Origin of the sequence: Fictibacillus sp. NPDC058756 (assembly GCF_042746035.1) — a bacterium.
In the GTDB taxonomy this organism is placed as follows: domain Bacteria; phylum Bacillota; class Bacilli; order Bacillales; family Fictibacillaceae; genus Fictibacillus.
Genome location: NZ_JBHYPU010000001.1, coordinates 927273 through 941023 on the forward strand (window position 1 = coordinate 927273; position 13751 = coordinate 941023).

12 protein-coding genes are annotated in these 13751 nt (G+C 38.3%); 9 read left to right on the forward strand and 3 right to left on the reverse strand.

Annotated elements, in window-relative coordinates; translation table 11 throughout:
* The first annotated feature begins 154 nt into the window (after positions 1-154).
* The 4 genes from ACFW35_RS04595 (at position 155) to ACFW35_RS04610 (ending at position 4487) form a co-directional block, all read left to right on the forward strand.
* Complete coding sequence (locus ACFW35_RS04595) at positions 155-1987, forward strand: PAS domain S-box protein (protein WP_379844095.1); 1833 nt, start codon at positions 155-157, stop codon at positions 1985-1987.
* Between the two features lie 225 nt (positions 1988-2212).
* Positions 2213-2998 (forward strand): transporter substrate-binding domain-containing protein, encoded by a 786-nt coding sequence (locus ACFW35_RS04600; RefSeq protein ID WP_379844096.1) that lies wholly within the window; start codon positions 2213-2215, stop codon positions 2996-2998.
* An 83-nt stretch (positions 2999-3081) separates the two neighbouring features.
* Positions 3082-3741, forward strand: a complete 660-nt coding sequence (locus ACFW35_RS04605; RefSeq protein ID WP_066292088.1) for an amino acid ABC transporter permease — start codon at positions 3082-3084, stop codon at positions 3739-3741.
* A gap of 11 nt (positions 3742-3752) precedes the next feature.
* On the forward strand, positions 3753-4487 hold the full coding sequence (locus ACFW35_RS04610; protein WP_379844098.1) for an amino acid ABC transporter ATP-binding protein: 735 nt from the start codon (positions 3753-3755) through the stop codon (positions 4485-4487).
* A gap of 384 nt (positions 4488-4871) precedes the next feature.
* On the opposite strand, the gene ACFW35_RS04615 is transcribed toward ACFW35_RS04610, so the two are convergent.
* Positions 4872-5777, reverse strand: coding sequence for a DMT family transporter (locus ACFW35_RS04615; protein ID WP_379844100.1), 906 nt, complete (start codon positions 5775-5777; stop codon positions 4872-4874).
* A 99-nt stretch (positions 5778-5876) separates the two neighbouring features.
* Positions 5877-6761, reverse strand: a complete 885-nt coding sequence (locus tag ACFW35_RS04620) for a formate/nitrite transporter family protein (protein ID WP_379844101.1) — start codon at positions 6759-6761, stop codon at positions 5877-5879.
* 148 nt (positions 6762-6909) lie between these two features.
* On the opposite strand from ACFW35_RS04620, the gene ACFW35_RS04625 reads away from it, so the two are divergent.
* From ACFW35_RS04625 to ACFW35_RS04645, 5 genes are all read left to right on the forward strand, one after another.
* Positions 6910-7095: a hypothetical protein gene (locus ACFW35_RS04625; RefSeq protein WP_077359505.1), complete on the forward strand. Its 186-nt coding sequence runs from the start codon at positions 6910-6912 to the stop codon at positions 7093-7095.
* A gap of 416 nt (positions 7096-7511) precedes the next feature.
* Positions 7512-8708, forward strand: a complete 1197-nt coding sequence (locus ACFW35_RS04630) for a M14 family zinc carboxypeptidase (protein ID WP_379844103.1) — start codon at positions 7512-7514, stop codon at positions 8706-8708.
* 423 nt (positions 8709-9131) lie between these two features.
* Positions 9132-9422 carry a hypothetical protein gene (locus ACFW35_RS04635; RefSeq protein ID WP_379835422.1) on the forward strand — a complete coding sequence of 97 codons (291 nt, stop codon included), beginning with the start codon at positions 9132-9134 and terminating at the stop codon, positions 9420-9422.
* 16 nt (positions 9423-9438) lie between these two features.
* Positions 9439-9774 carry a spore coat protein gene (locus ACFW35_RS04640; protein WP_379844104.1) on the forward strand — a complete coding sequence of 112 codons (336 nt, stop codon included), beginning with the start codon at positions 9439-9441 and terminating at the stop codon, positions 9772-9774.
* Positions 9775-9998: 224 nt separating this feature from the next.
* Positions 9999-12119, forward strand: a complete 2121-nt coding sequence (locus ACFW35_RS04645) for a YhgE/Pip family protein (protein ID WP_379844106.1) — start codon at positions 9999-10001, stop codon at positions 12117-12119.
* Between the two features lie 67 nt (positions 12120-12186).
* On the opposite strand, the gene ACFW35_RS04650 is transcribed toward ACFW35_RS04645, so the two are convergent.
* On the reverse strand, positions 12187-13458 hold the full coding sequence (locus ACFW35_RS04650; RefSeq protein ID WP_379844107.1) for an MFS transporter: 1272 nt from the start codon (positions 13456-13458) through the stop codon (positions 12187-12189).
* Between the last annotated feature and the right edge of the window lie 293 nt (positions 13459-13751).

Sequence of the window (13751 nt, forward strand, 5' to 3'; positions counted from 1 at the left end):
ATGAAAATCAATATACTTTCTTTTACCTCTAATTCGATAAAACAAATCCCATTCGAAAAAATAAGACTTGTAATTTTTTGTATTTAATAGAAAAATAGAGAAAAGACAATTCTTGTAAAATAACTTCAAAATAAATCAACAGGGATGTAGCCTAATGAAAAAAACTCCAGCCCAATTACTGGACAATAATCAAATAATGTATACGTTATACGAGGCAGTTTCCAGTGGAATTATCGTGTTGGAGCGAACAAATCACATTCTGCTTGCAAACAAGAAAGCTTGTGAAATACTTGGGATTTCCCAATCAGAAATGGAAGGTTCTTTTTTATATAACATGCCATTTGAAGTAATGGATCAGCTAAAGAATAAGGTTTCTTTTGAAGAACTGCCATCACAGACTACCATTCAAACTGGCACAGAAATTAATGAATGTGAACTAGGCATAACGGGCAAGGGATTTAAGGGTATTCGCTGGATTCTAGTAAGTACAAAGCCTATTTTCCTAACAGAGAGCAAAGTGGATCAGGTAGTTATTACGCTAGTAGATATTACGGCTAGGAAACAAACCGAACAAGCATTAAGTCATAGTCAAGAAAGATTTCTTTCGCTTGTTGATTCTATGGAAGATACCGTTTTTACATTAGATAAGAATTTAGTACATACAGGAATCTACGGAAAATGGATGGAAAAACATAACATTACACCTGAATATTTTTTAGGTAAATCGCTAAAAGAAGTTTTCGGAGAAACAATCGCTGAAGGCCAGGAGAAAGTATGCCAGCTTGTTTTAAAAGGGAAGTCTCAGATCTACGAATGGAGCAATGTCCGAGACGGAGAGCGATTATATTATCAAGCCATACTCTCACCTATTAAAAATGAGCAAGGGCAAGTAGAAGGTATTGTTGGTGTTTCAAGGGATATATCGGAGAAAAAGAGGATGGAGATTGGTCTTCTTGAAAGTGAAGAGAGATTCCGTCAATTTGCTGAAAATGCCAAAGATGTTTTTTGGATGGAAGATTACAACACACGAACACTTTTATATGTATCAAAAGCGTATCAAAAAATATGGGATATAGAAAATACAGAACTATTTTCATCGGTTTTTACTAAGATTTATCCCGATGATCAGCTAGAAGTGCAAGGGTTTATTAATAAAATTGCAGGCGGGGAGTCACAAATTGAGTACCGTATTCAAAGTAAAAATAGAAAAGTCCGCTGGATAAGAACGAGAGCATTCCCAATAACAAATGATGAAGGCGAAATATATAGGATTGCCGGTATTTCTGAGGATATTACTGATCTAAAAGAAAAAGAAGAGCTGCTAAGAAAATCTGACAAACTTACTGTCGTTGGTGAATTGGCAGCTGGTATTGCTCATGAAATCAGGAATCCGCTTACAAGTATAAAAGGGTTTGTGCAATTGATGAAACAGGATATGGATGAATTGCACAGCGAAATAATACTGTCAGAAATGGATAGAATCGAGTCAATCATAACTGAATTTTTAGTTTTAGCTAAACCTCATCAAGATACGGTATTTCAGCATCGAAACGTAAATGATTTTATTAAACAGACAATCACCCTTTTAGATTCGGAAGCTAATCTTAACAATGTACAATTTGAAACAATACTTATGGATGTACCTCAAATACTTTGTGAAGGAAATCAAATTAAACAGGTCATTATAAATGTCATTAAAAATGCGATAGAATCCATGCTGTGCGGAGGAACAATCACTGTTGAAACCGGTACTTTTGATGAGAGCTACGTGTTTATAAAAGTGACAGACCAAGGATCTGGAATCAGTGAAGAACGTCTTGCAAGATTAGGAGAACCGTTTTATTCAAACAAAGAAAAAGGGATCGGCTTAGGACTGATGGTGAGCTTGAAAATTATTGAAAACCACCATGGAAATATTACATTTGAAAGTATTTTAGACGTTGGAACAACAGTCACGGTTTTGCTCCCAACTAAACTTTTACCATAGATATAAAAATATCAAACGCTTTTTAGCCTCATGGCTGAAGAGCGTTTTTTTGCTTGCTTACTAGGTGTTTAAATCTTTTTTTAAACGGGTAAATAACGCATAGGAGCTTGGAGGAATCACCTTTTTTACCGGTTTAAATTTGCGGAAAATTGAGAAAGATTACATTTCATGCTACCATTGACATGTGGGTGTTACCTGCTAAATGGGATTTCAAGGAGGATAAGAATGAAGGATTTCAAGAAGAAGATTAGTATTTTAGCAGTCATTTTTTCAATGATGGTACTGGCTGCATGCGGCAGCAGTGAATCAGGTGACGGTGGACCAGAGTTGAAAAAAGAAGGGGAATTTAATTTTATTGTTTCTGGGGAGTTTCCTCCATTCAGTTCTGTTGATAAGAATGGTGAATTAACAGGATATGATGTAGCAGTAGGTAAAGCAATTGCAGACGAACTCGGCTTAAAGGCGGTTCCAGAAAAGTTCAAGTTTCATGGTGCAGTTTCTGCAATAAAGGCAGATCGTTTTGACGCAGCAGTGGCGAGCCATACAATCACTGAAGACCGTAAGCAAGCAGTGAATTTCAGCGAGCCATACTATTATTCAGGTCCAGTCATTTTTACTAGACCGGACAGTGATATTAAGACGAAGGAAGATTTAAAAGGAAAAGAAGTTGCTGTTTCAAAAGGTTCTACCTATGAAAAATCTGCTCAGGATTTTACAGATCAGATTAAAAACTATGACAGTGATGCAACTGCATTGCGTGCATTAAGTGAAGGAAAGCATGATGCTGTTATTACAGATGCGATCACTGGTAAACAAGCGATTGAAAAAGGATTCAAAATTGTAGAGAAAGAGCAATTAGGTACGAGTGAACAAGCGATTGCCGTTAAAAAAGAAGATAAAGAACTGTTAAAAGCTATTAATAAAGCTTTAAAGAAGCTCAAAGACAGCGGAGAGCTTAAAAAGCTTAGTGAAAAATACGTCGGTGCTGATATCACAAAAAAGCCTGAATAACCTATGTGAGCCGTCCGCATGACAAAAGTGCAGGGCGGCTTTCTTTTTCGAGAGAATAGAGATGAAAAGGGGAGAAAAACTGCATGTTTGATATAGCACATATTCTAGATGTATTAATAGAAAGTTATCCGCTCTTCATGAAGGGTCTATGGATTACTTTAAAACTAACCGTTGTTTCCATTCTAATCGGAACTGGAATCGGACTTATTTTTGCTTTATTTAAAATATCAGGAATTAAAATCCTTAATTGGATCGCTAATATTTATATCGCACTAATTCGTGGTACACCACTAATTGTTCAGATCTTTATTTTTTACTTTGGTCTGGCTGAATTAGGTATTTCAGCATTCTGGTCTGCAGCTTTTGGTCTTGCTATGCATAATGGTGCTTATATAGCTGAGATCTTCAGAGGATCCATCCAATCTGTAGATAAAGGACAGATGGAAGCAGGCCGTTCTTTAGGAATGCCCTACGGCTTAACGATGCGCAGAATTATTTTACCGCAAGCGTTTAAACGTGCACTTCCTCCACTAGGAAACCAATTCATCATCGGGCTTAAAGATTCTTCTTTGGCATCTTTTATCGCTTTATCAGAGCTTTTCAGTATTGCGACCACTCAAGGATCGAGAACGTTTGATGAGATGACCTATCTAATTATTGTTGGCTTATACTATCTGATCCTAGTCCTTCTTTTCACTCTTCTCGTTAATATGTTGGAAAAGAAACTTTCAGCTGGGGAATAGGAGGAGTTTATATGAAAAGAGAAATGATTCGAATCGAAAACCTGAAAAAGAGCTTCGGTGATTTAGAGGTATTAAAAGAAGTTAATCTCAATGTTTATGAAAGTGATGTTGTAGTATTAATTGGTGCAAGCGGATCAGGAAAAAGTACGTTGCTGCGCTGTATTAATTTTCTGGAGATAAAGAATGGCGGGAAAATTGTAATTGAGGGAGAAGAAGTTGATCCTAAGTCCCATAATTTAAATGAAGTACGTCAAAAAGTAGGAATGGTATTTCAGCACTTTAATCTTTTTCCTCATAAAACCGTTCTTGAAAACGTAATGGAAGCACCTGTAATGGTGAAAAATGAAGATAAAAAAGAAGCTGAAAAAGATGCGAGGACTTTGCTTGATAAGGTAGGTTTGTCGGATAAAGCAGATGTATATCCCGCTAAACTGTCCGGGGGACAGAAGCAGCGTGTTGCCATCGCAAGAGCCCTTGCTATGAAACCCGATATCATGCTATTCGATGAACCCACTTCAGCTCTAGATCCTGAACTGGTTGGTGAAGTATTAGCCACAATGAAAGAGCTCGCCCAGGAAGGAATGACGATGGTCGTTGTTACACATGAGATGGGCTTTGCAAAAGAAGTAGCAGATGAGGTTGTATATATGCATGACGGACAGATTTGGGAAAGAGGAACACCATCTGACTTGTTTAATAACCCAAAAGAAGATCGAACAAAAGATTTTTTAAGTTCCATTCTTTAAACAATAAAGGGTTCAGCCATACGCTGCACCCTTTTATTGTGCTTTTAAAGCTTTTGAAAGTGGTTGATTTCCGCTCCAGGATGCTCGCTTTCCGCGGGGCGTGCGGTGAGCCTCCTCGGCCTATAGCGCCTGCGGGGTCTCACCTGTCCAGCTACAGCGGCTAGCCCTTCGAGGTCATAAGTTAAATGGTCATGAAGGCAAAAAGCGCCTTCCTAGCCCATTCACCTTATGTGTCGGGGCTGAACAACCCGCTTTCGCATTTCGGCTGTCCCGCTAGTCCCGCAGGACAAAGAAGGCTTCGGCAGCGTTACATGCACGAAGAAAATTGATTTTTATTTTCGAGGAGTCTCGCACCTTGCGCTCCAATCAACTTGTCAACGAAGATTATAATGAAGTATCCATCACTGTCTTTGTTTTTCGCTCTTGAATAAGCAGTACCGCACCAAGCACAAGCAGAATGCCTGTAGTCTGAATGAAAGATACGGATTCTTTATATAATAATAGCCCCATAATGGTTGCAACAACCGGTTCCACGGTCGAAACGATAGACGCTTTACTCGCTTCTACCTGTTTTAATCCCTGTGTATAGAACCAATAAGCAAGAACAGTTGGAAATAGTCCCAGTCCTGCTGTATACACGATTGCATCCGCATCGAAGTCAGCCGTTTCAGAAGAATTGATGCCGCTTAAGGGAAATAACACGATCGTAGCAAACAAAAATGTGTAAAAGCTGATGGTCAGTGTTTCGTACTTTTTTGATGCCAGTTTGCCAAAAATGCTATAAAGGGAGTATCCGAATCCAGCTCCGAGTCCAGTAATTAAACCTGTCCAAGACAGCTCGGAGAAATTTCCGGAAAAAATACCCGAAACAAACATACAGCCTAAAAAAGTGATGAATAATGCCGCAAGCTTCTGCCATGTTAATTTTTCCTTGAAAACAAAGATAGAAATCAACAAAACAAAAACAGGTGCTGTATATAACAGGATAGCTGCGATAGCCAGTGAGGAGTGCTGAATAGTTGTAAAGTAACACCAGTTAAAGAAGGAAACACTCAGCACGCCCGTACCGAAAAAATACCAGCTGTCTTTTAATTTTATTTTTAAGAGCCCGGGACGGTAAATAATGATCCATATGAAAAAGAAGATAAACGCGCTAATGGCTCTTAAGAAAACAATTTGTAAAGGTGTGTATCCGATCGCAGCCAGCTCTTTAACAAAATAACCGATAACTCCCCAAAAAGACGCACCGATCGCTACAAATAGGAATGCGATTTTAGTTTGATATGACATAGTAATACATCCTTTGTATTGATGAAAATCTGTTCCTATTTGAACTCTAACAAAAAACACCTTCACTGTATATGACAATGAAGGTGTTGATCTTGTATTCTACTTATGAACTTTATCAGAAATTTTATCAGTTTCATCATCATCTTTTACAATATCTTCATCAATATCATCTTTAAAAGCAAATGATAGCAGAAGTGATACAAGGATTCCGCCGCCGATTAAATTTCCTATAGAAGCGGGAATCAGATTAAGAAGTATGAATTCATACCAGCTGTATTCAAAGCCTTCTAATACTGTAATACTGAAATATCCCATATTTGCAACAGCGTGCTGAAAGTTTCCGGCTTCAAATATAATTACCGGCAATAAAATACCAAAGATTTTACCCATTACATCACGGGCTGCTGTAGCAAGAACTGCAGCTATACCAATCAGCCAGTTTGCAAGAATTCCTGAAAATAGGACTTGAAACCATCCCCATGTCCCGCGCTCTGTAAATTCCATCTTCTTTTCCATGAATTTAAGCAGTCCTTCATAAAACTCTTTATCAAGAGAACCTGATAAATTCAGTAATAATCCAACAAAAAGGGCACCTAAGAAATTTCCGATATAACAAATTCCCCAGAAACGCAAAACATTTTTGCTGATCCAAAACTTGCTCTGCAAAATATAAGTAGGGAGCAGTACATTAATCTCTGTAAATAGTATGGAACCAGATAAGAATATCATAGCATATCCAATAGCAAATCCTACACCTGCCAGCAAATTAAATGGTCCTGGTGTATGGACTTCCATTGATAAAAGGACAGAACCAAGTGCTCCAAATGCAATAAATGCACCGGCCATAAAAGATAGAATAAATTGTGCTAAGTTTGTAATTTTTAAGGATTCTTTTCCTTCTTCAATAAAGTATTCTATAATTTGTGCTGGAAAAAAATACTGCCGATCAGGTACATCTGGTGTCTTTTTTTGGTTTATTTTCATTCATTTTCCCTCAAGTCTCTTCATTCTTGTTTTAATACTCTTCCCAAAACAACAAGCATAAAAACTAAATAAAGAAGAAAGTATTTAAAATGTAATTTAATGCTCATCCATGATTTGTGGTAAAATAGAGAGGAAGGGAAGTGCTCACTTGAAAGGATCAGGGAACATTTTTAATCAAGGTGATACAGTAACGGTTTTAAAAACGGGTGAATGCGTAACCATCTCAAAATTTCAGTATGTTAAACATATGAAGAAATATTGCTATAAAGTTAGTGAACATCCTAGTACTTTTTTCTTTGAAGAGGAATTTGAAAATGGCAAAAAGAAACGCTAAATTTGCTATTTGACATATAAAGACAAAGAAGAGCATTCCGCAAAAAAAGCGGAGTGCTCTTTTTTTATAAGGTTAATACTAAAAGATTGTTACTTTCAAACATTTTTTTGTTGAGTAAGCTTCTTCGACTAGTTGATTGGAGTGCAAGGTACAAGACTCCTCGAAAATAAAAATCAATTTTCTTCGTGCGATGTAACGCTGCAGAAGGAGCTTAAATAAAATATTTATGTATAATGAGAGACTTCAGAGTTTCTCTTTTTTTTGTTGATGATTACCAAATATACATGAGATTTGTCTTGGATTAAGTAAACAAAATGAAATATTAAAGACTACTATACTCATGCGCAGAAATTTCTTCTCCTCTATATAATTTTAATATATTCAAATAATTAAAGTTTTTGGAAGGAGATGCAGCGTTGAAAAAAGGACTTATACTATTTATTGCATTAATGTTAGTTGGGATATCAGCTATGAGCGATAAAACTCAAGCAGCAAGCTATGTGAACCCGAATCAAACGTATACATATGAAACGATGACTAGTAATATTAAAACTCTTGCACAAAAATATCCGGGGTTAGTTCAATACCGTTCTCTAGGGAAAACACCATATGGAAGAGACATATGGGCAGTAAAGCTTGGCAGAGGTGATGCGACAGTGCTATATAACGCTTCACATCATGCCAGAGAATGGATCACGACGAATATCGTTATGGAGATGATCGATCAGTACAGTGAGAAGTATGTATTAAATGGAACGATGGATGGTTACAATGTTGCACACGTACTGAACAACACATCTATATGGTTTATCCCCATGACAAATCCAGATGGAGTGACTCTCCAGCAAAAAGGATTGTCTGCTTTTCCAGCTTCAGCACATGCGAACCTTATAAAAATGAACGGGGGAAGCAAAGACTTTAAAAGATGGAAATCCAATGCACAAGGAATAGACCTAAATAGGCAGTATCCTGCCCGTTGGGACGAAATTGATAATAATGCAAAAGCACCTTATTACAAAGACTATAAGGGGAAAGCACCACTTCAGACGACTGAAGCAAAAGCAGTTACCGCTCTTACATACTTAGTCGATCCCGAACTGACAAACTCTTATCATACTGCAGGAAGAATTTTATATTATCATTTTAACTATGGCTCCAATACATATGAGGGAGATAAGACGCTAGGAAGTACACTGTCGGCAATGACAGGGTACAGGCTAATTCCTCCTGATACGAATTTATCAAGTGGAGGCGGATATAAAGACTGGTTCATTCAAACATTCAAACGTCCTGGTTTTACTTTTGAACTTGCACCGTATGCAGGAGAAACAAATCCGCCAATCTCCATTTTCTCAGAAGAATGGAACCGCAATAAAAAAGCTGGTCTTTACATGGCGATTGACGGAGATAAGAGGTGGGAAAAGCGAATAACACCACTGACGAAAACGATTACCCTGACACAAAAAGTACCGCTGCATGATCGTCCAAATACTAAACACAAGATGGCGGCAGCGAGTCTGTATCCTGGAACATATAAAGTGAATGCGTCTTATGGAAACTTTTATCGTATACAAACCATACTTGGACCTAAATGGATCCTAAACAAAAGCTAAAACAAGCAGTGGATTGCTGCTTGTTTTTTTTATACGCTCTTTTCTAAAGGATTGTTGCTTTAGGAATTTTTTATTTTCATCATTGCAAGTTGATTGGAGCGCAAGGTTGCCGACTCCTACGGGACGAGCGTGCCAGCTACCTGAGTATTCTTCTCGCAAAGCATGCGACGAGGAACACACTTCATCAGAATTTACTTTTAGACGCAGGAGCACAACAACTTCTTTGTATGGGAGACTCCTAATGGCGCAAAGCGGCAGGAGGCTCACCGCACGCCCCGTGGAAAGCGAGCAGCCTGGAGCGGAAATCAACTACTTTCAAAAGCAACAATGTATGGGAAAACAGCCTTTATATAAAAGGAAATGAATAATCCCTTAAGAGTTAGGAAAGATAATATGGTAAAAATATGAAGGAGGTTATTATTTATGCAGCAACAGAATCAAAATCAGATGCAAAATCAGCAGCAGCCTGTATATCAAAACCCGCCACAAGTAATAACAGGAAAAGATCTTAATTATGTCAGAGACATGCTTTCATGGAATCTGCTTGGAATGAAGAAAGCACATTTTATGGCAACTCAATGTCAGGATCCAGAAGTTAAAGCAACACTTGAAAAAGCATGTCAAATGCATGAAAGCCACTATAAACGAATTATAGGGCATATCTCATCTCAACAGTCAGCTATGAATCAGACACAAGCTAATTTACAAAACTAGAAAGGGGTAAAATTCAATGAATGAGCCTAATAAAATTCAAAATCCAGAGTCGGCGGTACCTAAAACGCCGGAGATGAATGACCGGGATTTCATTAATGATATTTTGTCATATGAAAAGTATATGACAGATTCTTATTCTATAGCTTTAAATGAAGCAAGTCATGAAGCTCTCTATCAAGACTTGCTTGCCGTTTTTAATGAAACACAAAATATGCAGAGAGAACTTTACAACATGATGTTTAAAAAGGGCTGGTATGCACTTGAAGCAGCGGATGCTCAAAAAATGCAGCAAACCTATCAGCAATTTTCGAACTATATGAATCAGTTTCCACATCAGGGGCCAGCACAATAAAATAGTTAACCAGTAGGATGATCTAAAAAGATCATCCTTTTTTGTATACTATTGCCTACATTATTGATTTTTTAAAATACTACTTTTTGTGTAGGGATAACTAGTAAAGAATATGTGTTTTTATGAATAGACTAGATTTCTATTTATTATTTGAATATTATGATAATTAAATGAATGGCGACTCATTCATTTTGAAGTCTTACATATATTTGGAGGGATTCTAAATGAATACTTTTAAGTTGCTTTCCGCAGAGTTCGGCAAACTCGCTGCAAATAAGGCCATTCTTTTTTCTGTTATTGCAGCTTTGCTCGTGCCTGTTGTTTATGGCGGAATACTTTTATCAGCTACTTGGGGACCGTATGACAATCTTTCTAACTTGCCAGTCGCAGTAGTCAATAATGATAGAGGAGCTCTCTCAGGGGATCAGCCTATCAATGTAGGCAGCGATTTAGTAGCCAATATGAAAGAGGGCAAGGATTTAGGGTGGAAATTTGTTGATTCGGCAGAAGCGATGAAAGGAATTCAGAGGAATGATTACTATATGGCGATTATTATACCTGAAGATTTTTCGGAAAGGGTAACAACCGTAACAGATTCAAATCCCCAAAAGCTTGAATTAGAGTACATCCAGAATGAAGGGCTTAATTTCCTGGCTTCAAAAGTAACAGAAACAGCTGCACAAAAAATGCGTGAAAAACTTGCAGATACAATTACTGAAAACTATGCAGCAAATATTTTAGGCGAAGTCTCTGGTGGATTTGGACTGGCCGCAGATGGGTCATCAAAGCTTGCTGCTGGAACAAATCAGCTTCATAAGGGAACGAATGAACTCTTAACCTCTGTTACTTCCAAGCAGTCGGATATTACGAAACTCGCAAATGGAACAAAGGAACTGAAAAGCGGAACAGGGCTTTTACTAAATAAGCTTAATGAAAAATCTGGAGATATTAACAAATTGGCAAATGGCTCAAAACAGCTGCACGAAGGGACAGTCAGCTTAAAGGATGGATCTTCGCAAATCCTTGCAGGGCTCCAAAAAGCTGAAAATGGCAGTGAGGAGCTGAAGAATGGTGTAGCAGAACGGCTTGTGCCAGGAAGCAGAAAGGTAGCAGATGGTACGGGCAGGCTTAAGGATGGTTCTGCTGAACTTGCAGCGGGTGCACAAAAATTAGTTGCGGGGCTTGAAGAATATAAGAAGGCAAATCCAACTGTCAATGTTGGACCATATTATCAGCAAATTATTGATGGTGCAAAAAAGATATCAAGCGGACTAAACAACCTTTCCACAAAATCTGTTGCATTGAATGAAGGGGCAGTTTCGGTTGCGGATGGAATCGCTTACAAAGTTGCGCCAGGAACAGTAGCCCTTAATGATGGACTAAATCAGCTGGTTGCCGGACAGGCAAAACTTGATCAAGGAGCGGGAAAACTTGAATCTGGTGCTGCGCAAATCGCAGACGGTAATGCAAAGGTAGATAAAGGCTGGAACGAATTAATATCAGGAGTCTCAAAATTAGATTCTGGAGCTGGAAAAATCTCAGATGGAAACGCAAAAGTTGATGAAGGATGGAAGAAGCTGTCCCAAGGAGCAACTAAACTAAATGACGGAGCAGGTAAAATTAATGATGGAAGCGAAAAACTATCATCCGGTCTTAAATCAGGAGCTGATAAAACAGGTGGTATGAATGATAAGGATAATATCAATATGTTCGCCTCTCCTGTTCAGTTGAAAAGCAAAACAGTAAATGAATATGAGCACTATCGTGATTCAACTGCTCCATATGTAATTACACTTGCGCTGTTCGTAGGAATCTTGATAATGTCTCTGTTTATTGATTTTAAAAGACCGCCGTTTATTTCGAGCTTTAACTGGTTTGCAGTAAAGTTCCTTAATCTTGCGGCTCTTGCTGTTGTTCAGGCAATCTTGCTTTTAATTGTTGTGTTAATTTTAAAAGTTAATGTAAGCAATTTTGGCGGATTAATTCTTTTTGCTTTGATTGCTAGTATAACGTTTTCTGCTATTGTTCTATTTTTAGCAGCTTTTGCTGGAAACTTAGGACGTTTTATCGCGTTAGGATTTGTCATCATGCAGCTTTCTATAACAGGTGCAAACCTTCCAATTGAAATGCTGCCAGAGAACTTGAGAAACCTGAGTGAATTTATGCCTTTCACTTATTCGATCGCAGGATTTAAATCAGTTATCACGTTAAATGACTTTGGTGCAGCATTGTCCAACATGGCTATACTGCTGACATTCCTCATGGTGTTTGCCCTCTTAGCTTTAGTCGTGTTCAACTTTAAGAAGGACAGAGTACATGAGCAAAACAGAGAAGTAACTGCTTAAAATAAGGAAAAATAAAAGACAGACCTAAGGGAGAACCAGCAGGTCTGTCTTTGTGTTTATTTTAATATCAAGCACTTATCGTATGAGAAGAATCAACTTTAGGTTCAGGGACAAAAAATAGTAAAGTAATCCCAATAATGAAAAGGATGACCAGGCTGAATACAGCGCTTGCTGAGTTCCCGGTAACTTGAGCTGTAATAGCAACTAGCAAAGGGCCCATGATGGACGCGAACTTTCCGAAAATATTATAGAAGCCGAAAAACTCATTTGCATTTTTCTTCGGTACCAGCTTAGCAAAGTAAGCACGACTCAAAGCCTGAATGCCTCCCTGTGAAGTTGCGACTAGCATCGCTAATATCCAAAAATCGAGCGTCGTTTTTAAAAAGTAAGCATAAATACAGACAATAATATAAACGCAAATACCTACGTACAGCATCGTTTTTCCTGTGAATCTCTCTGATAATCTTCCATATAGAATGGCAAAGGGCGCTGCTACAACCTGAGTGGCAAACAGGATAATTAACAGGTTAGTAGACGTAATGCCTAAATCTGAACCATAAGCAGTGGACATCGTAATAATTGTCCCTACACCGTCAATGTAAAAGAAATAAGCAAGCAAGAACAAAAACAATGCACGATATTTTCGGATTTCTTTTAACGTGTTTCCTAACCGCCTAAAGCTGTTAACAATCGGTTTTGGCTCTCGCTCAATTCCGTACCGCTGATACACATTTTTCAGCATTGGAATGGTGAATACGCCCCACCATACAGCTGTTATAAGAAATGCAATCTTACTTGCAATCGTTGTTGAAAACGGAAGTGCTTCATTTTGAGCTAAAATGATTATGGCGATACTGATAATAAAGGGAATTGTACTTCCGATATAGCCTAAACCAAAACCTCTAGAAGATACTCTGTTCATTCTATCTTCAGTTGTTACATCTGTTATAAAAGCGTCGTAGAAGACGTTTGATCCGCTGGAGCCAATTGCTGTCAGTGTATAAAAAATTAATAATAAGAGCCATTGATCACTTGGTATAAAAGCGAGCGTTGCGGTAGAGATCAATCCAAGTATAAAAAAGAAGGTAAAAAAACGTTTCTTAAGTCCTTTATAATCTGCAATCGTGCCTAATATCGGGCTAAGCATCGCCAGAATAAAAGTGGCAACGGCAATCGTATAGCCAAGATAGGCTGTTGAATCTGAAGCACTCACACCGGCTTTCATGGCCGAAGCCTTATAAAATAGAGGAAACACTGCTGTTGTAATAATGATGGAGTATGCGGAATTAGCCCAATCATAGAACATCCAGCTATTCTCTTCTTTCGTGAACCGTTTCATTTGGTTTATCCTCTCTTTAACGATTTTTCGCAAACTTTGTAGCTCTTGTGAGTGGTTGATTTCCGTTACAGGATGCTCGCTTTCCGCGGGGCGTGCGGTGAGCCCCCTAGGCTAATCAAGCCTGCCGGGGTCTCACCTGTCCCGCTGATCCCGCAGGACAAGGAAGGCTTCGGCAGCGTTACATCGCACGAAGAAAATTGATTTTTATTTTCGAGGAGTCTCGCACCTTGCACTTCAATCAACTTTTCAATGAAGAGATTGAAAAGAATGAACCGAAGCAACAATCTTTTAGA

What these genes read in the sequence shown, in the direction of transcription:
- ACFW35_RS04645 (WP_379844106.1), top strand. Translation starts at nt 9,999, where the DNA reads ATGAATACTTTTAAGTTGCTTTCCGCAGAGTTCGGCAAACTCGCTGCA.
- ACFW35_RS04640 (WP_379844104.1), top strand. Translation starts at nt 9,439, where the DNA reads ATGAATGAGCCTAATAAAATTCAAAATCCAGAGTCGGCGGTACCTAAA.
- ACFW35_RS04620 (WP_379844101.1), bottom strand. Translation starts at nt 6,761, where the DNA reads ATGAAAATAAACCAAAAAAAGACACCAGATGTACCTGATCGGCAGTAT.
- ACFW35_RS04615 (WP_379844100.1), bottom strand. Translation starts at nt 5,777, where the DNA reads ATGTCATATCAAACTAAAATCGCATTCCTATTTGTAGCGATCGGTGCG.
- ACFW35_RS04600 (WP_379844096.1), top strand. Translation starts at nt 2,213, where the DNA reads ATGAAGGATTTCAAGAAGAAGATTAGTATTTTAGCAGTCATTTTTTCA.
- ACFW35_RS04605 (WP_066292088.1), top strand. Translation starts at nt 3,082, where the DNA reads ATGTTTGATATAGCACATATTCTAGATGTATTAATAGAAAGTTATCCG.
- ACFW35_RS04635 (WP_379835422.1), top strand. Translation starts at nt 9,132, where the DNA reads ATGCAGCAACAGAATCAAAATCAGATGCAAAATCAGCAGCAGCCTGTA.
- ACFW35_RS04610 (WP_379844098.1), top strand. Translation starts at nt 3,753, where the DNA reads ATGAAAAGAGAAATGATTCGAATCGAAAACCTGAAAAAGAGCTTCGGT.
- ACFW35_RS04595 (WP_379844095.1), top strand. Translation starts at nt 155, where the DNA reads ATGAAAAAAACTCCAGCCCAATTACTGGACAATAATCAAATAATGTAT.
- ACFW35_RS04650 (WP_379844107.1), bottom strand. Translation starts at nt 13,458, where the DNA reads ATGAAACGGTTCACGAAAGAAGAGAATAGCTGGATGTTCTATGATTGG.